The organism is Micromonospora sp. AMSO1212t, from assembly GCF_008868145.1.
GTDB classification, from domain to species: Bacteria; Actinomycetota; Actinomycetes; order Mycobacteriales; family Micromonosporaceae; genus Micromonospora; species Micromonospora tulbaghiae.
The window spans coordinates 1-22,235 of sequence record NZ_WBKS01000102.1 but is presented as its reverse complement, the minus strand read 5'-3'; the positions used below and the strand labels follow the sequence as shown (position 1 = coordinate 22,235).

18 protein-coding genes are annotated in these 22,235 nt (G+C 72.0%); 7 read left to right on the top strand and 11 right to left on the bottom strand.

Going from position 1 to position 22,235, the window contains the following annotated elements; genetic code table 11:
- The first annotated feature begins 140 nt into the window (after window positions 1-140).
- From bioB to F8279_RS22185, 3 genes are read left to right on the top strand one after another with little or no spacing between them, the layout of a single operon-like run.
- Window positions 141-1,136, top strand: a complete 996-nt coding sequence (gene bioB, locus F8279_RS22195; RefSeq protein ID WP_091420125.1) for a biotin synthase BioB — start codon at window positions 141-143, stop codon at window positions 1,134-1,136.
- A 7-nt stretch (window positions 1,137-1,143) separates the two neighbouring features.
- Entirely contained in the window at window positions 1,144-1,362 is a 219-nt protein-coding gene (locus F8279_RS22190) for a hypothetical protein (protein WP_151500939.1), read from the top strand.
- 3 nt (window positions 1,363-1,365) lie between these two features.
- Entirely contained in the window at window positions 1,366-1,872 is a 507-nt protein-coding gene (locus tag F8279_RS22185) for a GNAT family N-acetyltransferase (protein WP_151500938.1), read from the top strand.
- 1 nt (window position 1,873) lies between these two features.
- On the opposite strand, the gene F8279_RS22180 is transcribed toward F8279_RS22185, so the two are convergent.
- The 3 genes from F8279_RS22180 to F8279_RS22170 all read right to left on the bottom strand — a co-directional run bounded on the left by F8279_RS22180 (window position 1,874) and on the right by F8279_RS22170 (window position 8,043).
- The gene (locus F8279_RS22180) at window positions 1,874-2,404 is read right to left on the bottom strand and encodes a DUF488 family protein (RefSeq protein WP_151500937.1); all 531 of its coding nucleotides are present in this window, start codon (window positions 2,402-2,404) and stop codon (window positions 1,874-1,876) included.
- A 115-nt stretch (window positions 2,405-2,519) separates the two neighbouring features.
- Window positions 2,520-4,955 (bottom strand): non-reducing end alpha-L-arabinofuranosidase family hydrolase, encoded by a 2,436-nt coding sequence (locus F8279_RS22175; RefSeq protein WP_151500936.1) that lies wholly within the window; start codon window positions 4,953-4,955, stop codon window positions 2,520-2,522.
- Window positions 4,956-5,169: 214 nt separating this feature from the next.
- A complete protein-coding gene (locus F8279_RS22170; RefSeq protein ID WP_151500935.1) occupies window positions 5,170-8,043 on the bottom strand; it encodes a glycoside hydrolase family 9 protein in 2,874 nt (957 codons plus the stop codon).
- 427 nt (window positions 8,044-8,470) lie between these two features.
- On the opposite strand from F8279_RS22170, the gene F8279_RS22165 reads away from it, so the two are divergent.
- A complete protein-coding gene (locus F8279_RS22165) occupies window positions 8,471-10,036 on the top strand; it encodes an aldehyde dehydrogenase family protein (protein WP_091420110.1) in 1,566 nt (521 codons plus the stop codon).
- A gap of 176 nt (window positions 10,037-10,212) precedes the next feature.
- On the opposite strand, the gene F8279_RS22160 is transcribed toward F8279_RS22165, so the two are convergent.
- Both F8279_RS22160 and F8279_RS22155 read right to left on the bottom strand, forming a co-directional pair.
- Window positions 10,213-11,301: a GNAT family N-acetyltransferase gene (locus tag F8279_RS22160; RefSeq protein ID WP_151500934.1), complete on the bottom strand. Its 1,089-nt coding sequence runs from the start codon at window positions 11,299-11,301 to the stop codon at window positions 10,213-10,215.
- Between the two features lie 80 nt (window positions 11,302-11,381).
- The gene (locus F8279_RS22155) at window positions 11,382-12,086 is read right to left on the bottom strand and encodes an amino acid-binding protein (protein ID WP_091420105.1); all 705 of its coding nucleotides are present in this window, start codon (window positions 12,084-12,086) and stop codon (window positions 11,382-11,384) included.
- Between the two features lie 150 nt (window positions 12,087-12,236).
- Between F8279_RS22155 and F8279_RS22150 the strand changes: the two genes are divergently transcribed.
- Both F8279_RS22150 and F8279_RS22145 read left to right on the top strand, forming a co-directional pair.
- The gene (locus F8279_RS22150) at window positions 12,237-13,310 is read left to right on the top strand and encodes a phosphotransferase family protein (protein ID WP_151500933.1); all 1,074 of its coding nucleotides are present in this window, start codon (window positions 12,237-12,239) and stop codon (window positions 13,308-13,310) included.
- Window positions 13,311-14,522: an acyl-CoA dehydrogenase family protein gene (locus F8279_RS22145; protein ID WP_151500932.1), complete on the top strand. Its 1,212-nt coding sequence runs from the start codon at window positions 13,311-13,313 to the stop codon at window positions 14,520-14,522.
- Window positions 14,523-14,543: 21 nt separating this feature from the next.
- Here F8279_RS22145 and F8279_RS22140 read toward each other — a convergent pair whose 3' ends face one another.
- From F8279_RS22140 to F8279_RS22115, 6 genes are all read right to left on the bottom strand, one after another.
- Window positions 14,544-15,590: a LacI family DNA-binding transcriptional regulator gene (locus F8279_RS22140; protein WP_091420098.1), complete on the bottom strand. Its 1,047-nt coding sequence runs from the start codon at window positions 15,588-15,590 to the stop codon at window positions 14,544-14,546.
- 84 nt (window positions 15,591-15,674) lie between these two features.
- Complete coding sequence (locus F8279_RS22135; RefSeq protein ID WP_151500931.1) at window positions 15,675-17,108, bottom strand: GH1 family beta-glucosidase; 1,434 nt, start codon at window positions 17,106-17,108, stop codon at window positions 15,675-15,677.
- Window positions 17,105-17,905, bottom strand: coding sequence for a carbohydrate ABC transporter permease (locus F8279_RS22130; RefSeq protein WP_217493425.1), 801 nt, complete (start codon window positions 17,903-17,905; stop codon window positions 17,105-17,107). Before F8279_RS22130 ends, F8279_RS22135 begins: the two co-directional genes overlap by 4 nt.
- A 105-nt stretch (window positions 17,906-18,010) precedes the next feature.
- Entirely contained in the window at window positions 18,011-18,991 is a 981-nt protein-coding gene (locus F8279_RS22125) for a carbohydrate ABC transporter permease (RefSeq protein WP_151500930.1), read from the bottom strand.
- A 118-nt stretch (window positions 18,992-19,109) separates the two neighbouring features.
- Complete coding sequence (locus tag F8279_RS22120) at window positions 19,110-20,429, bottom strand: ABC transporter substrate-binding protein (RefSeq protein WP_091420088.1); 1,320 nt, start codon at window positions 20,427-20,429, stop codon at window positions 19,110-19,112.
- A 280-nt stretch (window positions 20,430-20,709) separates the two neighbouring features.
- Window positions 20,710-21,255 carry a plasmid pRiA4b ORF-3 family protein gene (locus tag F8279_RS22115; RefSeq protein ID WP_192580745.1) on the bottom strand — a complete coding sequence of 182 codons (546 nt, stop codon included), beginning with the start codon at window positions 21,253-21,255 and terminating at the stop codon, window positions 20,710-20,712.
- Between the two features lie 150 nt (window positions 21,256-21,405).
- On the opposite strand from F8279_RS22115, the gene F8279_RS22110 reads away from it, so the two are divergent.
- A partial coding sequence (locus F8279_RS22110; RefSeq protein ID WP_151500928.1) for a pyrimidine reductase family protein occupies window positions 21,406-22,235 on the top strand: 830 nt, incomplete at its 3' end.

Here is a 22,235-nt window from a genome sequence, read left to right as displayed (position 1 = left end):
ACTCCCCGCCCCCGCCGGACGCTCCCGCGGGGCGAAGTTACCACCCGCGCCGAGGGCCCCGGCGTGGCGCGGTCCCGGCTCGCCGGAGGGCCTGCGGCGGTGGTTTCCCGCGCTCACGGTGGCCTGTTAGGTTACGAGCCATGCCAGAGATCCTCGACCAGGCCCGGGAGCGGGTGCTGGGCAACGGCGTCGGCCTCGACGAGGCCGGTGTCCTCGCGGTGCTGAACCTTCCCGACGAGCACCTGCCCGCCGCGCTCCAGCTCGCCCACGAGGTCCGGATGCGCTGGTGCGGTCCGGAGGTCGAGGTCGAGGGCATCATCTCGCTGAAGACCGGCGGCTGCCCGGAGGACTGCCACTTCTGCTCGCAGTCCGGCCTGTTCACCTCGCCGGTCCGTTCGGTCTGGCTGGACATCCCGGCGCTGGTCGAGGCCGCGAAGCAGACCGCCGCGACCGGGGCGACCGAGTTCTGCATCGTCGCCGCCGTGCGCGGCCCGGACGCCCGGCTGATGAAGCAGATGCGCGAGGGTGTCGCCGCCATCCGTGCCGCTGTCGACATCCAGGTCGCCGCGTCGCTCGGCATGCTCACCAAGGAGCAGGTCGACGAGCTGGTCGAGATGGGCGTGCACCGCTACAACCACAACCTGGAGACCTGCCGCTCCTACTTCCCGAACGTGGTCACCACGCACTCCTGGGAGGAGCGCTGGGAGACCCTGCGGATGGTCCGCGAGTCCGGCATGGAGGTCTGCTGCGGTGGCATCCTCGGGCTCGGCGAGACGGTCGAGCAGCGCGCCGAGTTCGCCGCCCAGCTCGCCGAGCTGGACCCGCACGAGGTGCCGCTGAACTTCCTCAACCCGCGCCCCGGCACGCCGCTCGGCGACCGCCCGGTGGTGGAGGGCAAGGACGCGCTGCGCGCCATCGCCGCGTTCCGGCTGGCCATGCCGCGCACCATCCTGCGGTACGCGGGCGGCCGCGAACTCACCCTCGGTGACCTGGGCACCCGTGACGGTCTGCTCGGCGGCATCAACGCGGTGATCGTCGGCAACTACCTGACCACGCTGGGCCGGCCGGCGACGGCCGACCTGAAGCTGCTGGAAGACCTGAAGATGCCGGTGAAGGCGCTCTCGGCGACCCTGTGAGGCAGCGGTGACCGAATCCTCCCCCGCCACGGCGGCCCTCCCCGCCGTTCTCTGGTGCGACAGGTGCGGCGAGTCGGTGGCGGCCGGGCCGCACCCGGCGTGTGAGGCGGCCCGGGCGTGGGAGCCACCGCGCTGGTGCGCGTCCTGCCGGCGGCGGATGAAGGTGCAGGTCGTACCGACGGGCTGGTCGGCGGTCTGCGTCGAGCACGGCGAGCGGCGGGGCTGAGGCGTGCTGCGGGGGCGGGCGGTGACGCTGCGGCCGGTGACCGACGCCGACGTGCCCGCCCTGGCCGCGATCCGGGCCACCCCCGAGGTGCGCCGCTGGTGGCGCGGCGGCGACGACCTGGCCGCATCGGTGCGCGCCGACCTGGCCGACGACTCGGTGACCGTCTACGTCGTCGAGCACGACGGCAGGCTGGTCGGCGCGATCCAGTGGTACGCCGAGACCGACCCGGACTACCGCCACGCCAGCCTCGACGTCTTCCTCGACCCGGCGGTACGCGGCTCGGGGCTGGGCGGTGACGCGATCCGCACGCTGGTCCGGCACCTGATCGACGAGTACGGCCACCACCGGTTCACCATCGACCCGGCGGCGGCGAACACGGCGGCGATCCGCGCGTACGCGAAGGTGGGTTTCCGCCCGGTGGGCATCATGCGCCGCTACGAGCGCGGGGCGGACGGGCGCTGGCACGACGCGCTGCTGATGGACCTGCTCGCCGAGGATCTGGCGGGCTGAGTCAGCCGGCCCAGAGCAGGTGCCCGTCGGGCAGCCGGCGGGCGCCCTCGGCGGGCCGGTGCGGGCTGAGCCGGCCGTCCGGCATGAGGTGCGACACCGGCACGCCTCGGCCGAGCACGGCGACGTCGGCGATCAGCCGCCGGTGGCAGCGCCACCAGACGCTCTCGCTGCACATCACAGCGGTTCTCCGCAGCGCGGCGTCGGCCAGCACCTCGTCCAGTGCGGCGTCGAAGTCGGGCGTGCGGGTGTACGCGGCGTACGCCCGGAAGGCAGCGACCGTCCACCAGGTGTCCGGTTCCGGCTCACCGGCGGGGACGTGCCGGCGGCCGCCGAGGCGCGGCTCCCAGCGGTAGCCGATGCCTCGTTCGGGCAGCCAGCGTTCCATGGCCTCGCGGCGGACGTCCGGGTTGGTCCGGCTGGCCGGGTAGCGGCGCACGTCGACGACCAGGGCGACCTCCGCGCCGGCCAGCAGGTCCCCGAGCTGGTCGCGGTGGGCGGCCCCGTGTCCGACGGTCAGCAGCTCGCGCTCCACCGCCCCAGCTTGCCCCGGCTCGCCGCCGTCCGCCCGCCGACCGGGCCGGCCCTACCTGGAAGCGTGCCCGGCACCACGCGGGTGCCGGGCACGCTTTCCGGTAACTGTGTGACGGTCAGCGCTGGAGGGTCAGCACACCCGGCCGCCACGGCAGCAGGTTGTAGTCGCCTCCCGCACTGGGGTTCTTGCCCTGGTACAGGAGCTGCAGGTTGCAGGCGTCGACGGTCTTGGTCTGGTCGGGGTTGGTGCGGACCAGGTCACCGTGGCTGATGTCGTTGGTCCACGTCGCGCCGCTGTTGGCCTTGCCCGCGAAGGGGTTGCTCTCCGTGGCGGCCTGCGGGGTCCACGAGCCGCCGAGGCTGTTGGACGTGAACGACCGGAAGTAGCGTCCCTGGCTTCCGATCGCCTCGACGATCATGAGGTACTGGTTCTGGCCCGCCACCTTGTAGACCTCGACGCCCTCGAACAGGTTGTTCGTCGAGTCCGTCATGATCGTCGTGTAGCTCGAGCCGAAGCTGCCCGGGAAGTTCCCGAGCGGCATGCTCGACCGGTAGATCTTGCCGTTGTCCCCGGCGAAGAACAGGTACATGTTCTGGTCGTCACCGATCAGGGTCTGGTCGATGACGCCGTACGGGGCGTCGGGCAGGGTGGCGGTGGACAGCGTCTGCGCCGAGGACCAGCCGTTGGCGTTGGTCGGGTCGCTCGACGTCTTGTAGCTGAACGAGGTCGGTCCCCACTGGTACGCCAGCACCCAGATGTTCTTCGGCGCGAAGTACAGCAGGGTGGGCGCCACGGTGCCCTGGCTCATTCCGTTCTGGCCGGCCGAGGCCATGTCGGACCAGTTCGTGAACGTGCTGAAGTTCATCGAGCTGTACTGGCCGCTGCTGTTGACGTACGACCCGTAGACCAGGTGCTTGCCGTTGTAGACCACGTTGGTGAAGTCCTTGAGCGAGACCCAGCCGTTCTGCGGGTTGGCCAGCGCGCCGGTCGACGACCACCGGTAGGTCGACGGGAGCGAGCAGCCGCCCGGCGGGGGCGTCGTGGTCGGCGGCGGCGTGGTCGGGGGCGTGGTGCCACCGAAGTTGGTCCGCCACTGCTGGTTGGTCTGCCCGTGGCAGTCGTACAGCTGGATCTGCTGGCCGTTGGCGGTGCCCCAGACGTCCAGGCAGCGGCCGGACTGCACACCGCTGATGGTGCCGTTGGAGTTGATGTTCCACTGCTGGTTCGACTGGCCGTTGCAGTCCCAGATGATGATTCCGGTGCCGTTCGCGGTGGCCGCGCCGTTCGCGTCGAGGCACTTGCTGCCGTAGACCATCAACTGCTTGTTGGCGGTGTACGTCCACTGCTGGTTCGACTGACTGTTGCAGTCCCAGAGCTGGACGCGGGTGCCGTTGGTCTGGGTGGCGTTCGGTACGTCGACGCACCGGCCCGACTGCGCTCCGACGATCTGGCCGGCGCCGCCGCTCGGCGGCGGTCCCGTGGTCGGGGTCGTGGTCGGCCCCGAGGTCGGGGTGGCCGCGTTGAGCGCGTTGAGGACCGAGTTGTACGCGGCCTTCTTGTTGCCGCCGCCGTCGAACAGCAGCGGGTTCTCGTTCGAGCGCCACGAGTCGCTGTCGCGCACGCCCCACACGGTGATGCCGATGCAGCGCGGCACGTTCAGGCACGCCTGGGTCAGCCCGGCGTACTGGCTGGTCGAGGCATTGGTGACGTCCGCCTCGGTCAGCGCCACGTCCACGCCGAGCGCCGCGAAGCTGGACAGCGTGGTCTGGAAGTTGCTCGGCAGCGAGCTGCCGCCGGTGAAGTGGGTCTGCAACCCGACGCAGTCGATCGGGACGCCGCGGGACTTGAAGTCCCGGATCATGTTGTAGACGCCCTGCGTCTTGCCGTACGACCAGTTCTCGATGTTGTAGTCGTTGTAACAGAGCTTGGTCGACGGGTCGGCCGCCCGCGCGGTGCGGAACGCGACCTCGATCCAGTCGTTGCCGGTGCCCTGGAGGTTGGAGCTGCGGCGGCTGCCGTCCTCGTTGAACGCCTCGTTGACCACGTCCCACGCGGCGAGCTTGCCCCGGTAGTGGGCCATCACGCCGTTGATGTGGTCGATCATGGCCTGGCGCAGGTTGCTGCCGCTCAGGCTCTGCATCCAGCCCGGCTGCTGCGCGTGCCACGCCAGCGTGTGGCCGCGGACCTTCAGGCCGCGCTGGGTCGCCCAGTTGTAGATCTGGTCACCGGAGTTGAAGTTGAACTGGCCCCGCTGGGGCTGCGTCGCGTCCGGCTTCATCTCGTTCTCGGCGGTGATCATGTTGAACTCGCGCCCGGCGATGGTGCTGTACGTCGAGTCACCGAGCCGGCCCGCCGCGATCGCCGTGCCGAAGTACCGGCCCGACTGCGCGGCGGCCGCGCCCAGCGTGCTCGCGGCGGCGTTCGCCGACGGCATCATCACCGCGACGGCGGCCACCGTCACGGCGCTGACCGCGCCGGCGAGCAACGCTCTGACCGCGGGCGATCGCCGTCGCCGACTCCCGCCGCGATGAACTGATGGGCTCATTGCCATCTTGGCCTCCTTACTGGCCAACACCCAGGCCGTCGGGGCGGGACGACTGGACGTCTCGATAGGGGTATCTAGCTCCGTCGATGCTTCCATCGCGCATCGGCGGGGACAATGGTGTTTCGGAAAAGTTTCGGAACGTTTTTGGCCGCGCGAGGCGTGGCGTGGCGTGACCGGTCACCCGGGGTGCGGCACCGGCCACGCCACGCCGCCTCGACGGTCAGGAGACGGTGCAGGCGGAGCCGTTCAGCGTGAAGGCGGTGGGCCTCGGGTTGGCGCCGGTGTGGGTGCCGTTGAAGCCGAAGCTCGTCGACGCCCCCGGTGCCAGCGTCCCGTTGTAGGACAGGCTCGACGCGGTCACCGCCGTGCCCGTCTGGGTCACGTTCGCCGACCAGGCCTGCCCGACCTTCTGCCCGGCGTTGCCGAAGGTGAACGCCAGCGTCCAGCCGTTGATCGCCGTGGTACCGGTGTTGGCGACGGTGACGTTCGCGGTGAACCCGGTGTCCCAGGAGTTCGCCGTCCAGGTCACCGCGCAGGCACCGCCGGCAGGCGGGGCCGTGGTGGTGACAGTGACGCCGGGCGACGCCGGTGAGACGTTTCCGGCCGCGTCCACCGCCACCACCGTGAAGGTGTACGTGGTGGAGGCGGTCAGCCCGGTCACCGCCAGCGTGGTGCCGGTGGACGAGCCGACCAGGACGTTCCCGCCCCGGTAGACGCGGTAGCCGGTGACGCCCACCGCGTCGGTGGACGGGCCCCAGGTCAGCGTCAGGCCGGTGGCGCCGACCGCCGAGGCGGTGGGCGTGCCGGGTGCGGTCGGCGGGGTGGTGTCCGGCGCCGGGCCGGCCGGCGTGGTGACGCTGACCGCCGACGACGACGCGGACCGGTTGCCGGCGCCGTCGAGCGCCCGCACGGTGAACTGGTACGTCCGCTCCGGCGCCAGCCCGGTCACCGCGAGCGTGTTGGTGGTGGCGGTGCGCAGCACCAGCGCGTCACTGCCGGTCTGCGACTGGGTGATCTCGTAGCCGGCCAGGCCGCTGCCGCCGGTGTCGGTGGACGCGGCCCAGGTCAGCGTGAGCCCGCTCGACGTGACGGCGGACGCGACGGGCGTGCCGGGCACCGTCGGCGCGGTGGTGTCCGGGGTGGCCGGTCCGGGCTCCTCGCCCCAGACGCGTACGCCGCCGGAGTAGAGCGGCACCTTACGGTTCGGCCCGGCCGTGGCCTGGTACGACGGGTCGTTCGTCGGATCCCAGGTGCCGCCCTCCGGCACCCCGATCTTGAACTGCACCTCCATCCGGTGCTGCGACTGGCCGGCCGGCGCGATGGTGTAGCCGGTGCAGTCGACCTCGACGTACCAGATGTCGCCGGAGAACTGCTTCGCCGTCGACGGGGACGGGCAGCCCTGGGTGTAGCCGGGCGTGACGGTCACCGGTCCGGTGCCGTCGGGCCGGAAGAAGTACCGGAACTTACCGGTGGTCAGCGCGCGGGCCGGGAACGCGGACTTGTTGTAGACGATCGCCTTGAGCCCGGTGGCGCGCGGCTCGGCCTGCATCACAGTGGTCTCCACCGTCAGCTCGTCCAGGTCGGGCGTCTCGGCGACCGGGAAGCCGGCGAGCGGGCTGCCGCCGTACTCGTTGGCGAGCCGGGCCAGCGCGGAGGTGAAGCCGGCGTTGTAGTCGGTCGCGACCTCGTTCATCACGTAGTCCGACCGGCTGTCGGTGTACGCGTCGTTCGCCGAGGACGGGCCGCCGACGAGCGCGCCGTAGAGCACGTGCCGGGTCTCGGTGGGTACGGTCTGGCTGTCCCACCAGGAGCCGTGCGCGGTGCGGTGGTGCGGGTTGCGCGGCGAGTTCGCGCCGTAGCCGATCTGGTAGCTGGAGTTGCGCGGGTTGTCGCCGAGCGCGTAGTTGATCTGCCGGACGGCGAAGTCGTGATAGCGCGCCTTGCGCGTGGTGTCGGTGGTCTTGTCGCTGTAGACCAGCGCGGCGAACGCGGTGTTGGAGGCGTACCGCAGCGCGCCCCACGAGTCGAGCACCGCCATCCCGCCGGGTGAGTACGGCACCCGCTGCCCGTTGACGCCCACCGTCCAGTAGTCCAGCCACCGGTTGGCGTCGTCGACGTACTTCTGCTTGCCGGTCAGGTTCGCCAGCAGCACGTACGCGCCGAACTGCTTGTTGTCCCAGGCGATGGTCCACTTGTAGGAGCGGGTGGTGGACTGCGGCTCGGTGCCGAGCTTGTCGTACTCGCTCTCCGCCTTGGCCAGGTAGGTGGCGTCGCCGGTGGCCCGGTAGAGCCAGATCGCGCCCCAGACCAGTTCGTCCTGGTAACCGCTCCACGACTTGTAGAAGCTCGTCGCGTCGGTGATGCACTCGTGGTAGCTCTTCCGCACGTTGTCGGCGAACGTGTAGAGCTGCTTGGCGTGGCCGAGCAGCTTGTCCGCGTAGGCCGCGTCGGTGGACCGGAAGACCATGGACGAGGCGGCCATCGCGGCCGCCGTCTCCCCCGCCAGGTCCGCGCCGCCACAGCTCGCGTCGATCTTGTACGCGGGCCGCGCCATCGGCATCACCTCGGCCGGGCCCCACCACTTGTGGTCGTCGTCGCCCTTGCCGACCTGTCCGTAGAGGACGTTCGGGGCGGGGTGCGCCTTGACGAAGTAGTCGTTGACGAAACGCAGGTTGTCGAGCAGGTGGGTGAGCTGGCCGGAGGCGGCGTACCCGTCGCGGTACTCGACCGCGCCCCACGCCAGCATGGTGGCGCTGAACGCCATCGGGAAGCCGAACTTCACGTGGTCGCCGGCGTCGTACCAGCCGCCGGTGAGGTCGACGCCCACGTCGGCGCCGTCGGTGAGCGCCGAGTCGCCCCGCCAGGAGACCCGGTTCCAGGAGGGCTTGCGGCCCGACTGCTGCGCCTCGTAGAAGAACAGCGACTTCTGCAACGCCTCGGCGTAGTTGAACGCGGGTGCGGCCTGCGCGGCGGAGGCGGACGCGGGTGGCGGGGCGGCGACGGCGGTGGCCAGGCCGACGGCCAGCGCGGCGCCGGTGGCGAACAGCCGACGGAGCCGGGACCGGCCTCCCGGTGGCGGAATCGGACGGGGCATGGCGAGCTCCTGTGGCTGGCGCCGGGCGGCAGCCGGAGCGGGGACGGGTTCGCAGGGCTCCGGCTGCCGCGTGGCGGTGGTGGTGGGTGTCCACGAGAGGTTCGGGAGCGCTCCCATGGACAACCGACAATGTAATGCGCCGTTCATCACAGGGGAAGACCACGCTGATCCGGGACGCCCGGGCGTACTCACGGGTAACCATCGGGAGCGGGATCACACCATCGATAGATCTCGATATAGAGCGCGTTCAGTCCCAGCTCAGCGGCATCGTCGCGGCGGCGGACGCATCCGCGAGGGCCCCGGCGACGGCTCGGCCGTCCTGGCATACGAACGTACGGTTGCCCGGCCGCTCGGCCCCGCGGGACAGTCGCCTCACCTGCGGTGCCATCGACGCCGCCGCTCCCCGGACGACACTGAGGAGATCGCGATGGCTCTACGACTCGCCGAGGGCACCTCCTGGTCCGACACGCTCGCCCGTGCGGTGGCCGCCGCGCCCGAGGCGTTCGGCACCGGCCCCGACGGAACCGTCACCCTGCACAACCTCGTCCAGGGCGGCTGGCGCGCGCTCGGCACCCCCACCGCCGTGCGTACCCCGGTGGACGACACCGTCCTCGTACACCTGGCCCGGCTCGACGCCGACACGGCCCGCGCCGCCGTCGCCCACGCCGCGACGGCGCACCGGGAGTGGGCGCGGACCCCGCTGGCCGAGCGCGTCGCCCGGGTCACCGACGCGCTGGACGCGCTCACCGCGCACCGCGACCTGCTCGCCCTGCTGCTGGTCTGGGAGATCGGCAAGCCGTGGCGGCTGGCCTGCGCCGACGTGGACCGCGCGCTGGACGGCGTGCGCTGGTACGTGCAGGAGATCGAGCGGATGCTCGCCGACGGCCGGGAACCGCTGCCCGGCCCGGTCAGCAACATCGCCTCCTGGAACTACCCGATGAGCGTGCTGGTGCACGCCGAGCTGGTGCAGTTGCTGGCCGGCAACGCGGTCATCGCCAAGACGCCGTCGCAGGGCGGCGCGGTCTGCCTCACCGTCGCGCACGCGCTGATGCGCCGCGCCGGACTCCCCGCCACGCTGCTGTCCGGCAGCGGCGAGGAACTGTCCGAGGTGCTCGTCCGCGCACCGGAGATCGGCGCGGTGGCGTTCGTCGGCGGGCGCTCCAACGGCGGCAAGGTCGCCGCCGCGCTGCTCGACTGCGACAAGCGGCACTTCATCGAGCAGGAGGGCCTGAACGCCTGGGGCATCTGGAACTTCTCCCAGTGGGACTCTCTCGCCGCACACCTGCGCAAGGGCTTCGAGTACGGCAAGCAGCGCTGCACCGCGTACCCCCGGTTCGTGGTCCAGCGGGACCTGGTCGACGAGTTCCTCGACATGTACCTGCCGGTCGTCCGCTCGATCCGGTTCGGCCACCCGCTCGCCGTCGGTGACGACTGGTCCGCCGGCGACCCCCTGCCGGAGCTGGACTTCGGGCCGCTGATCAGCGCCGCCAAGGCCGACGAGCTACGGCGCAAGGTCGACGAGGCGGTACGCGGCGGCGCCGTGCCGCTGCACCGCGGCAAGCTGGACGGCGCGCCGTTCCTGGACGGGCAGGACACGTCCGCGTACGTCGCCCCGGCCGTGCTGCTGGCCCCGCCCGGCCGGTCCCGCCTCATGCACGCCGAGCCGTTCGGCCCGGTGGACACGATCGTCGTGGTGGACACCACCGACGAGCTGCTGGCCCAGATGAACGCCTCCAACGGCGCGCTCGTCGCCTCGCTCGCGTGCGACGACGAGGAACTGGCCGGCAAGCTGGCGGTGGACCTCCAAGCGTTCAAGGTCGGCATCAACAAGCCGCGGTCCCGGGGCGACCGGGACGAGCCGTTCGGCGGCCGGGGCGCGTCCTGGAAGGGCGCGTTCGTCGGCGGCGACCTGCTCGTACAGGCGGTCACGGTGGGCGGTGACGGCCGGCTCTACGGCAACTTCCCCGACTACAGCAGCTACCCGGCCACCTGATCGCGGACAGACGGGCGGGGCCCCCGCATCGGGAGCCCCGCCGTGTCACCGTCCTCCGTATCGGAGGTCGGCCCGGGTGGCGCGTGACCGCGCCGGTTCCGGCCGCCCATCCGGACCTCTCGGGTGTGCCGCGCCGTTGCGGCGCACCTCCGGGGTCCGGCCGGTCGGCCGTCAGCTCAACTCGACCGCTGCGCGGGCACCGTCACCTCGGCCCGCGCGGCCGGCTCGACCGCCGGCCGTGGGGCCAGCGGCAGCGTCGCGGTCAGCACGCTGCCGTCGCGTTCCATCGCCACCGGCCGGTCCAGCCGGCGCAGCGTCCGCAGCATCGGCGTGTTCTCGGACTGCACGTGCAGCAGCACGGCGGCGTACCCGGCCCGGTCGGCGTGGCCCACCAGGCGGCGCAGCAGCGCCGAACCGAGGCCCCGGCGCTGCCAGTCGTCGCGGACCAGCAGCGCCACCTCGGCCTCGTCGCCCTCGCCGAGCAGGTTCGCCATCGCCACGACCGGCTCCGCCGCCCCGCCGGAGCCCGCCGTGGCGAGCAGGGTCACGCCCCGGGCCGGCTCCAGCAGCCGGCGCAGCCGGGCCGGCGCCGGGTCCGCCGCCCCGCTCAGGTAGCGCCGCTGCCGGCTGCGTGCCGAGCAGGCGGCGTGCAGGTCGCGTACGCCGGGGACGTCCTCGGCGGTCGCGGCCCGCACCGACACCTCACCGCCGTCCGGCAGCACCAGCGTGATCCGGTCGGCGTCCCGCCGGGCGAGCGTCGCCGCCAGCTCGACCAGGGCCTGCGCGCGGGCGTACTCGGCCGGGGTGAAGCTGGGCTCCCGGCGGTGCAGTTCGTGTGCGCCGCCGGCCGGGTCGGCGAGCACCATCGTGGTGCCGCCCACCCCACCCGGCCCGGTGGCGGATGTCGGACGCCAGGTCACCGTGTCGGCGCCGAGCAGCGTCCGCAGCACCTCGCCGGTCGCCTCCGGGTCGCGGACCAGCCGCCCGGCCAGCCCGAGCAGCCGGGTCGGCTCGTCGGCCAGCCCGCGCGCCCCGCTGCGCGCGACCCAGCAGTCCCGGCCCCGGCCCCGCTCCACGGCGGCCCGCAGCTCCGCCTCGGTCACCTGCTCGGGCGCGTCGACCAGGAAGTCGTCGACCGCGCCGGCCTCGGTGGTGTGCACCTGCACGCTGAGGATGTTGACCCCGCGCAACGCGAGGCTCGCCGTGAGCACCGACAGGTAGCCCGGCCGGTCGTCCACGGTGGCTCGGATCCGCCACAGCGTCATGGTTGTCTCCCTTCCTCAGCACCGACCCTGCCGTCCGCCTGTTGCGGGCCCGTTGCCCCGGGGTGACGCGGGCCGTCCGGTCAGGTGACGGTGGTCACTGGCGGCGTGCCGACCAGGTCCAGCCGGTCGCCGAGGATCACCGCGCCGGCGCGGACGAGCTGGGCGAGCCGGTCCACCTCGGTGGAGTGGAACCCGGCCGCCGACAGCGGCTCGCTGTGGTCGCGGGCGACCACCAGCACCAGGCCGGCCCGGCCGAACGGCGCGACCGCGTAGTGGTGCCCCTCCGGGCTGGTGATGGCCCGTGCCCGCAGCGGGGTCACCTCGGGCAGCCGGGGCGGCGACGGCGCCCGCCAGCTCGCGTGCCCGATCGCGGCGACGCCGGCCTCGCCGCTGCGCGAGGCCCAGTCCAGGGGTACGACGGCGGCCACCGCCCAGTCGGCGGCGAGCAGCCCGGGCACCGCGTCGACGAGCGTGGCCACCCCGTCGACCGGGTTCGCCGCCACCTGGGCGAGCAGTTCCGCGTCCTGGCCGGTGGTGGTGGGCGCGCCGATCGCCCGCCACACGCCGTCCACCCGGACGCCGGGGATCGCGGCCAGCCCGGCGAGCATCCGCTCCACCCGCGCCGCGCCCGGCCACACCACGGTGAAGTCGTCCACCGCCCGGCCGCCGAGCCGTTCCAGCACCACCACCTGCACGATGTCCGCGCCGGAGACGCCGAGTGTCCGGGCCACCTGGCCGAGCGTGCCCGGACGGTCCGGCAGGGTCACCCGAACTCTCAGCAGCATGTCTGATCCCCTCCGCTCGGCGGGCCGGCCGAGCGGCCGGCAGGCTGGGGCCCAGCCTGCCGGTTGACCATTTCGCCCCTGTTGCAAGGGCATGTCCCGCCGGGAAAACCCGACCTTGACAACAAAGCTGAGCTGCCATCAACTAATCGGATGACCGATCCGGCCGCCGATGTCGCCGCGCCCTCGACCGGTCCGGCCCCGCGCGGGCTCGACCTCGACCGGCTCGCCGCCCACCTGGCCGTCCACCGGCCGGACCTGAGCGGGCCGCTGTCGGCGCGGCTGATCGCCGGCGGCAAGTCCAACCTCACCTACCTGCTGCGCGCCGGCGACCGCCAGGTGGTGCTGCGCCGGCCGCCACTGGGGCACGTGCTGGCCACCGCGCACGACATGGTGCGGGAGCACCGGGTGATCTCGGCGCTCGCCCCGACCGGCGTACCGGTGCCGGAGGCGCTGCTGCTCTGCGCCGACGAGAGCGTCATCGGCGCGCCGTTCTACCTGATGGCGAAGGTCGAGGGCGAGGTCTACCGGCGGCGGGAGCAGACCGACGCGCTCACCTCCGCGCAACGTCGCGACCTCGCGATGGCGATGATGGACACGCTCGCCACCCTGCACCGGGTCGAGCCGGCCGAGGTGGGCCTGGCCGACTTCGGCCGTCCGGAGGGCTACCTGGCCCGGCAGGTACGCCGCTGGGGCGGCCAGCTCGACCGGTCCCGCAGCCGGCCGCTGCCCGGCATCGACGAGCTGCGCGACGCGCTGGCCGCCAGCGTGCCCGAGGGCGCGAACGCGGGCCGGATCGTGCACGGCGACTACCGGCTGGACAACCTGCTCGCCACCGTCGACCCGGTGGCGGTACGGGCCGTGCTCGACTGGGAGATGGCCACGCTCGGCGACCCGCTGGCCGACCTCGGGCTGCTGCTGACGTACTGGGACGTGCTCGGCGACAGCGACCACGGCGAGGGCAACCCGGTGGCCGACGGCATCGGGCCGCGCGCCGGTTTCCCCACCGGCGCCGAACTGATCGAGCGGTACGCCGGGCGCAGCGACGTCGACGTCGGTCCGCTGCACTGGCACGTGGCACTCGGCTGTTTCAAGCTCGCGGTGATCTGCGAGGGCATCCACTACCGGCACACGCTCGGGCAGACGCTGGGCGAGGGTTTCGACCGGATCGGCGACATGGTGACGCCGCTCGTGGCACACGGGCTGCGCGCGGTGAGGGAGAACTAGATGGAGTTCGCGTACGACGACCGGACGGTCGAGCTGCGTCAGCGGCTGGAGGCGTTCCTCACCGAATGCGTGTACCCGGCCGAGCCGGTGCACCACGAGCAGGTGCTCGCGGCCGGCGACCCGTGGGCCCGCCCGCCGGTGATGGAGGAGCTGAAGGCGCAGGCGCGGGAGCGCGGACTGTGGAACCTGTTCCTGCCCGACGCCCGCTACGGCGCCGGCCTGACCAACCTCCAGTACGCGCCGCTGGCCGAGCTGACCGGCCGCAGCCCGCACCTGGCGCCGGAGGCGCTCAACTGCGCCGCGCCGGACACCGGCAACATGGAGCTGCTGGCCGAGTTCGGCTCCGAGGCGCAGCGGAAACAGTGGCTCACGCCGCTGCTCGCCGGTGAGATCCGGTCCGCGTTCTGCATGACCGAGCCGGAGGTGGCGTCCTCTGACGCGACGAACATCGCCACCCGGATCGTCCGCGACGGCGACCACTACGTGATCAACGGCCGCAAGTGGTGGTCGTCCGGGGCGATGGACCCGCGCTGCGAGATCTTCATCGTGATGGGCAAGACCGACCCGGACGCCGACCGGCACCGCCAGCAGAGCATGATCCTGGTCCCCCGGGACACCCCCGGCGTGACGGTACGCCGCGGGATGCGGGTCTTCGGCTACAGCGACGCCCCGCACGGCGGGCACGCCGAGATCGACTTCACCGACGTACGGGTGCCGGTGGACAACCTCGTCGGCGACGAGGGCACCGGGTTCGCCATCGCCCAGGCCCGGCTCGGCCCCGGCCGGATCCACCACTGCATGCGCCTGGTCGGCATGGCCGAGCGGGCCCTGGAGCTGCTCTGCCGGCGTGTGCTCGACCGGGTCGCGTTCGGCCGCCCACTCGCCGAGCAGGGCGTGGTACGCGAGTGGATCGCCGAGTCGCGGGTCCGGATCGAGCAGGCCCGCCTGCTGGTGCTCAAGACCGCGTGGCTGATGGACACCGTCGGCAACAAGGGCGCGCACACCGAGATCCAGGCCATCAAGATCGCCACGCCGCTGATGGCCGAGTGGGTGATCGACAAGGCCATCCAGGCGTACGGCGGGGCCGGGGTCAGCCAGGACACCCCGCTGGCCGAGCTGTGGGCGCAGGCCCGCACGCTGCGCCTGGCCGACGGCCCGGACGAGGTACACCGCGCCTCGCTGGCCCGCCGGGAGCTGCGCCGCCACTCCTGAGCGGCTCCCGCGCCGGACGGATCAGGCGGAGGCCCGGTGGACGAGTTCGGTGTCCAGCAGCACGTGCGGCGAGGGGACCTCCTCGCCGCGGATGCGGGAGACCAGCAGCCGGGCCATCTGCCGGCCCATCTCCTCCACCGGTTGGAACACGGTGGTCAGCGGCGGCTCGGCCTGGCGCGCGATCGGGGCGTCGTCGAAGCCGATCACCGCCACGTCCTCGGGCACCCGGCGCCCGGCCTCGCGCAACGCGCGCAGCGCGCCGAAGGCCATCAGGTCGGAGGCGACGAACACCGCGTCCAGTTCCGGGCAGATGTCGAGCAGCCGGCGCATGGCCGCGGTGCCGCTGCCCTCGCTGAAGTCCCCGTACGCGATCAGGCCCGGGTCGACCCGGCCGCCGGACGCGCGCACGGCCTCCTGGTAGCCGGAGAGCCGGGCCAGGCCGGCCCCCATGTCCTGCGGGCCGGCGATGGTCGCCACCCGTCGGCGCCCCTGACGGAACAGGTGCTCCACCGCCTGGCGCGCGCCGCCGACGTTGTCCATGTCGACGAACCAGGCCGGCTGCGCGTTCGGGTGCAGCATCCGGGCCGGCCGGCCGCCGAGCACGGTCGGCAGGCCGCGCTCCTCCAGCAGCGTGGGCAGCGGGTCGGCGTCGTGCAGGGAGAGCAGGAGCACGCCGTCCACGTGCTGGTTGGTCAGGTGGTGCTCGACCCGTTCCCGCTCGATCGGCGACTGCACCATGGCGAGCCAGAGCTGCATGGGCGTCTCCACCAGCCCGGAGCTGACGCCCCGGACGATGGCCGCGAAGAACGGCTCGGTGAAGACCCGCTCCCCCGACTCGGAGACGACCAGGGCCACCGAGTCGGTCCGCTGGGTGACCAGCGCACGGGCGGCGCGGTTCGGCACGTACCCCAGTTCGGCGATGGCCTGCTGGACGGCGGCCCGGGCCTCCGGGCTGACCTGCGGCGAGCCGTTGACCACGCGGGAGACCGTGCCACGCCCGACGCCGGCGCGGGCCGCGACCGCGTCGAGGGTCGGACGCCCGAGCGAGCGGGTGCGCTGCGTTGTCATCGTCTGTTGCTCCTCCGACGGTCGGGCGGACCCGGCACCGATTGAGGCGTCGGCGCCGGGCCGCCCGTTACTGGCTGGCCCAGCTTATTGTGCGGGCAGGCCGTTGCGTCGGATCACGTCGGCGTACCACCTGGCGCTGGACTTCGCGATCCGGGCCTGGCTGTCGTAGTCGACATAGACCATGCCGAACCGCTTCGTGTAGCCCCAGGCCCACTCGAAGTTGTCCAACAGCGACCAGGCGAAGTAGCCCTTGAGCGGCACTCCGGCCTCGATCGCGGCGTGCGCCGCGCGCAGGTGCGCGGCGAAGTAGGCCAGCCGGTCCGGGTCGTCCACCCGGCCGTCGACGAGTTCGTCGACGAACGCCGAGCCGTTCTCGGTGACGTAGAGCGGCAGGTCGGTGTACTCCCGGTGGACCCGCTCCAGCGTCTCCACCAGGCCCGGGGCGTCGATCTCCCAGTCCATGTCCGTCACCGGGACACCCCGGGTGACGAACCGGACGTCCTCGCTGCCCGGCCAGCAGGACGGCGCCCGCCAGTAGGGCTCCGGCTCCGCGCCGTCGACCGGCGCGGCCACCACGTGCCGGCTGTAGTAGTTGACGCCGACCATGTCCAGCGGCGTCGAGATGGTCGCCAGGTCACCGTCGCGCACGTGCCCCATGTCGGTGACCTGACGCAGGTCCGCGACGAGATCCGCCGGGTACGCGCCGCGCAGCACCGGGTCCAGGAAGAACCGGTTCGCCAGCGCGTCGATCCGGCGGGCGGCGTCGGCGTCCGCCGCCGACCCGGTGGCCGGGGTCACCGGGTAAAGGTTGACGGTGATGCCGAGCTGCGCCTCCGGGCGGGCCGCCCGTACCGCCTGCACGGCCAGGCCGTGACCGAGCATCAGGTGGTGCCCGGCCCGGACCGCGTCCGCGCCGTCGGAGCGGCCCGGCGCGTGCACGCCGGAGCCGTAACCGAGGAACGCCGAGCACCACGGCTCGTTCAGCGTGGTGAAGTACTTCACCCGGTCACCGAGCGCCTCGGCGACCAGGTGCGAGTACTCGGCGAAGCGGGCGGCGGTGTCCCGGGCCGGCCAGCCGCCCGCGTCCTCCAGCGGCTGCGGCAGGTCCCAGTGGTAGAGCGTCAGCCAGGGCTCGATGCCGTGGCCGAGCAGCTCGTCGATCAGCCGGCGGTAGAAGTCCATGCCCTCCTGGTTGACCCCGCCGGTGCCGCCCGGCTGCACCCGCGGCCAGCTCACCGAGAAGCGGTACGACCGCAGGCCCAGGTCGGCCATCAGCCGCACGTCGTCCGGCATCCGGTGGTAGTGGTCGCACGCCACGTCGCCGGTGTGCCCGGCCACCGTCCGGCCCTCGGTGTGGCTGAAGGTGTCCCAGATCGACGGGGTACGGCCGCCCTCCGTCGCCGCACCTTCGATCTGGTACGCGGCCGTGGCCGCGCCCCAGAGGAAGTCGGGCGGGAAGGTGAGGGCCGGACCGGCGTCGAGGACGCCGACGGCGGGCGGGCTTGCTGGGTTGCTCACGACTTGACGGCGCCTTCCATGATGCCGCCGATGATCTGGCGGCCGAACAGAACGAACACGATGAACAGGGGCAGGGTCGCGATCAACGTACCGGCGAAGATCTGCGAGTTGTCGGCGAAGTAGGCGGTGTTGAGGCTGCGCAGCGAGATCTGGACGGTCGGGTTGGACGGGTCCGCCAGCACCACGAACGGCCAGAAGAACTGGTTCCACTGCTCCATGAAGGTCAGCAGCCCCAGCACGGCGGCGGCCGGACGCAGCGCGGGTGCCACCACGTGCCAGTACACCCGCCAGGTGGAGCAGCCGTCCACCCGGGCGGCCTCGATCAACTCGTTCGGTACCGCCTGTTCCGCGTACTGGCGCATCATGAAGATGCCGAAGCCGCCGATCAGGAACGGAACCGTCACCGACGGCATGGTGTTCAGCCAGTCGAGCTTGGCCATCAGGATGTACAGCGGCAGCACGCCGAGCTGAATCGGCACCATCATCGAGGCGAGGATGATCAGCAGCAGCGCGTTCTTGCCCCGGAAGCGGAGCTTGGCGAACGCGAAGCCGGCGAGCGAGCCGAAGAACACCGTCGCGATGGTGATCGTCCCGGAGACCAGGAACGAGTTCATCAGACCCTTGACGATGTTGGCGTCGCTGTTGGCGAGCACCCGCTCGATGTTCTCGCCGAGCTTGCCGCCGGGCAGGAACGGCGGCGGCCAGGAGTTGGCCGCGTCGTTCGTCCGGCTGGCGATCACGATCATCCAGTAGAACGGGAACAGGGACAGGAGCACGCCGAAGATCAGGCCGATCATGGTGAGCGGGCTGGCCTTCCAGAGCCGCTCGGCCCGGTGGGTGGTCTTCACCGGCGTGCTGTGCCGGGTGGGCGGGCGAACCGCGGTGGTCGTCATCTCGTCACCTCACTTGTCGGAGCTGATGCGGCGGGCGAGCAGATAGTTGATCACCGACATCAGCGCGATGAGCACGAAGAGCACGAGCGCGACCGCTCCGGCGTACCCCCACCGGAAACGCTGGTTCATCACGTCGAGCAGGTACATCGTGATGGTCTGGAACTGGCCCTCCGAACCGCCGGAGAGGCCACCCGAGCCGCTGGTGAACAGCAGGGGCTCGGTGAACAGCTGCAGGCCGCCGATGGTGGAGATGATCAGCGTGAAGATGATCGTGGGACGCAGCTGCGGGACCGTGATGGACCAGAACTGACGCCGCCGGGAGGCGCCGTCCAGCGCCGCGGCCTCGTACATGTCCTTGCTGATCGACTGCATGGCGGCCAGGTAGATCAACGCGTTGTAGCCGACCCAGCGCCAGTCGACCATGGTGGAGATGGCGAACCAGGAGGCGAAACGATTCGCCCGCCAGTCGATCGGGTCCAGGCCGACGCTGTCGAGCAGCCAGTTGACCAGGCCGAAGTCCTTGGCGTAGATCATCGAGAATATCAGCGCGACCACGGCGGTCGAGGTGATGATCGGCATCGCGATGGCCATCCGGAAGAACGTCTGCGCGCGCAGCTTCCGGTTGAGCGCGTTGGCGAGCATCAGCGCCAGCAGCAACTGGGGCACTGTGGAGAGCAGGAACATGCCGAACGTGTTGACCACCGCGTTCCAGAACTGCGGATCCTCGGTGATCAGTTCGACGAAGTTGTCCATCCCGACGAAGGAGATCGTCGGGTTCAGCGGCGACCGGTCGGTCAGCGCGATCCAGACCGTGTACGCGATCGGGTACACCCCGAACACGGCGAAGATCGCGAAGAACGGCAGGACGTACAGATACGGCGAGTACTTCAGGTCCAGGCGCGTCAGTGAGGCGGCACGGCGGCGCGTGTGACGGGGGGCGCGCGGCGGGCCGGGTTCGGGCGGCGCCGCGGCGTGCAGGTCGAGGCTCATGGGGAGTCCTTCTCCTCGGCCGGCGTCACCCGCCACACGGGCGACGCCGGACTCTGCGGGCACCGCGGGTGGCGCCGGCAGCCGGGGCTGCCGACGCCACCCGCGGGGGCTCAACCGGTCACTTACCGGCGGCCGCACCGTTCTTCAGGGCCGCCTGCCACTGCTCGTCGGCCGACTTGCCCTGCTCCACGGCGCGCAGCGTGTTCTCCACGGCGGTGCGGACCGCGTTGTTCTTCGGGCCGAGGTAGACCGGCTTCAGGTCGGTGGCGCCGGCGGCGAAGATCTTGCCGACCGGGGCCTTGCTGAAGTAGTCGTTGGTCGAGTCGGCCACGGCCGGGTCGGTGAGCGCCTGCGGGTTCGAGGGCAGGTTGCCGACCGCCTTGTACGCGCCGATCTGACCCTTGGCGCTGGTCAGGAACTTGGCCAGCTCCGCGGCCTCCTTCTGGTGCTTGCTCGACTTCGGCACGCCGAGGAAGGAGCCGCCCCAGTTGCCACCGGCGCCCGGCGCCTTGGCGATGTCCCACTTGCCGGTCGCCGCGTCACCGGCCTGGCCCTTGATGACACCGGTCATCCAGGCGGGGCAGGCGATGGTGGCGAAGGTGCCGTTCTTGAAGCCGGCGTTCCACTCGTTGGAGAACGACTGGAGGTTGTTCGACAGCCCGGCCGAGATCATCTTGGTGGTGAGCTGGTACGCGGCCTGCACGTCCGGGTTCTGGTCGATGACCAGCTTGTTGCTCTTGTCGTAGTAGGTGTAGCCGGTGCCCTGGCCCGCGATCTGCATCAGCACGACGTTGTAGAAGTTGGTCGCCGAGTCGACGAACTTGTGCTTCTTGTCGGCGGCGGCGAACTTCTGGCCGGTGGCGATGAACTCGTCCCAGGTCGGCCAGAGCGCGCCGACCTGCTCGCGGTCGGTGGGCAGCCCGGCGGCCTTGAACAGGTCGCTGCGGTAGCACAGCGCCATCGAGCCGACGTCGGTGCCGAGGCCCAGCACCTTGCCGTCGGGGGTGGTGCCCTGCTCCCACTTCCACGGCAGGAAGTTGCCCTTGAGGTCGTTCGCGCCGTGGTCGGCGAGGTTCACGAACTTGTCGGCCTGGGCGTAGAACTGGACGATGGTGCCCTCTTCCAGGGCCACCACGTCGCCGGCGCCCGAGCCGGCGGTGATCTGCTGGGTCAGGCGGGTGTTGTAGTCACCGAGGCCGAGGCCCTTGCCCCGCTCCTGGATCTTGACGTTCGTGTGCTCCGCTTCGTACTGCTTGTACAGCTCTTCGTAGCCGAAGCCCTGATCGCCGAAGACGTCGACGACCAGGGTGATCGGGCCGCCGCCGCTGCCGCTGTCGCCGCTGTCCGAGTCGTCGCCGCAGGCGGCGGTGGTGCCGAGCACGACGACGGACGCGAGCGCGATGGCCGCGAAGCGCCGACGACGGATTGGGACGCTCATCCGAGACCCCTCTTTCGGTGGTGAGGCGATATCTGCTGTGTGGTGGGGGGTGCGTGTCGCGCGGGCCGGAGCGGGCAGGAACGAGATCCGCGCCACTCCCGGGAGCGCTCCCATGAGGTTGCCGGGAGGTGACAGGGGTGTCAATAGACCGTTGGGAGCGTTCCCATTTCGTTACCGCGCGGGCGCGCGCCCCCTCCCCGGGCCGCGGGATCAGCAGTGCGGCGTCGCTCCGGTCAGCAGCGCGGCGGTCGCTCGATCAGCAGCAGCGGCGGTCGCCCGGTCAGCAGCAGCGGCGCAGTAGGACGGTGGCGCGGTCGCTGTCGAACACGGCCGGGTCGAACGCCGGGCCGGCCCACTCCCGCATGGTCGGACGCTCCGGATGCTCGGGGTCGGCGAGCGCGGCCAGCAGGACCGCGTACCCGGCCGGACCGCCCACGTCCTCCGGCGGGCAGGCCCGCTCCCCGTCCAGGCACAGCGGGTAGCGCTCGTCCGGGTCGGCGGCGCAGCAGTCCTCCACCACCAGGTCGTGCTCCCACCAGTCGCCGAAGTCGTAGGTGTAGCGGAAGCGGTCGCCCTTGCCGACGAGCGCGTCCAGCCGGACGTCCAGCTCGTCGCGCAGCGCCAGTTCGCCGCCCGGGTCGGGCTCGCCGTACTGCCGGCCGTCGACGTCGAACGAGTGCAGGTGGCAGTCGCGCCAGCCCATCGCGTGCTGGATCACCCGGTGCAGCCGGTCCAGCGTGTAGCCGCCGGGCACCAGCACCCGCCGCCACACCTTCGGCCGGACGCCGGCCAGCGACACCATGAGCTGGAAGATCTGACGCGACACGACGTCCCATCCTTCCTGGGCATAGGCTGCCTGCATGATCTGCCGAGCCTGCCGGGAACGGCGGCACGACGACTGTCCTGGCCGGAAGTGGTGCGACTGCCAGCACCGTACCCCCGAACCCACCCCTCCGGTCACCGGTCCGGCCGGCGAATGACCGTCGGAACCCCGATCGAACGGATCTGGCCCGCACCCGTCACCGGTGCGCTCACCGATCCGCAGCTCACCGCGCTCTACGGCCGGGCGGCCCGCCCGCACCTGCGGGTCAACTTCGTCGCCAGCGCCGACGGCGCGGTCACTCTGGACGGCTACTCCGCCGGGCTGTCCGGCGAGCCGGACAAGCGGGTCTTCGGGCTGCTGCGGATGCTCTGCGACGGTCTCGTGGTGGCCGCCGGGACGCTGCGGCACGAGGGCTACCGGGCGGTCCGGCTCAGCCCGGAGCGCCGGGCCTGGCGCCGCGAGCAGGGGCTGGCCGAGTTCCCGACGCTGGTGGTCGTCTCCGGTTCGCTCGACCTCGACCCGGCGCAGGCCGCGTTCGCCGACGCCCCGGTCCGGCCGATCGTGCTCACCCACGCCGACGCCGTACCGCCGCCCGGGCTGACCGACGTCGCCGACGTGGTCCGCTGCGGCACCGCGTCGCCCGACGGCAGCGGGCAGGCCGACGCCACCGGCCCGGTCGACGGCAGCGGACGGGCCGACGGGACCGGCCGCGTCGACCGCAGCGGACGGGTCGATCTCGTCGCCGGCTTGGCCGAGTTGCGTCGGCGCGGACTCGACCAACTGCTCTGCGAGGGCGGTCCGCACCTGTTCGGCGCGCTCACCGCAGCCGACCTGGTCGACGAGCTGTGCCTGACCGTGGCGCCGCTGCTCGCCGGCGCCGGTCCGGGCCGGATCACCGCCGGGGACACCAGCGTCCCGCGTCACCTGCCGCTGCGGCACGTGCTGGCCGCCGACGACGGCGTGCTGATGCTGCGCTACGCCCG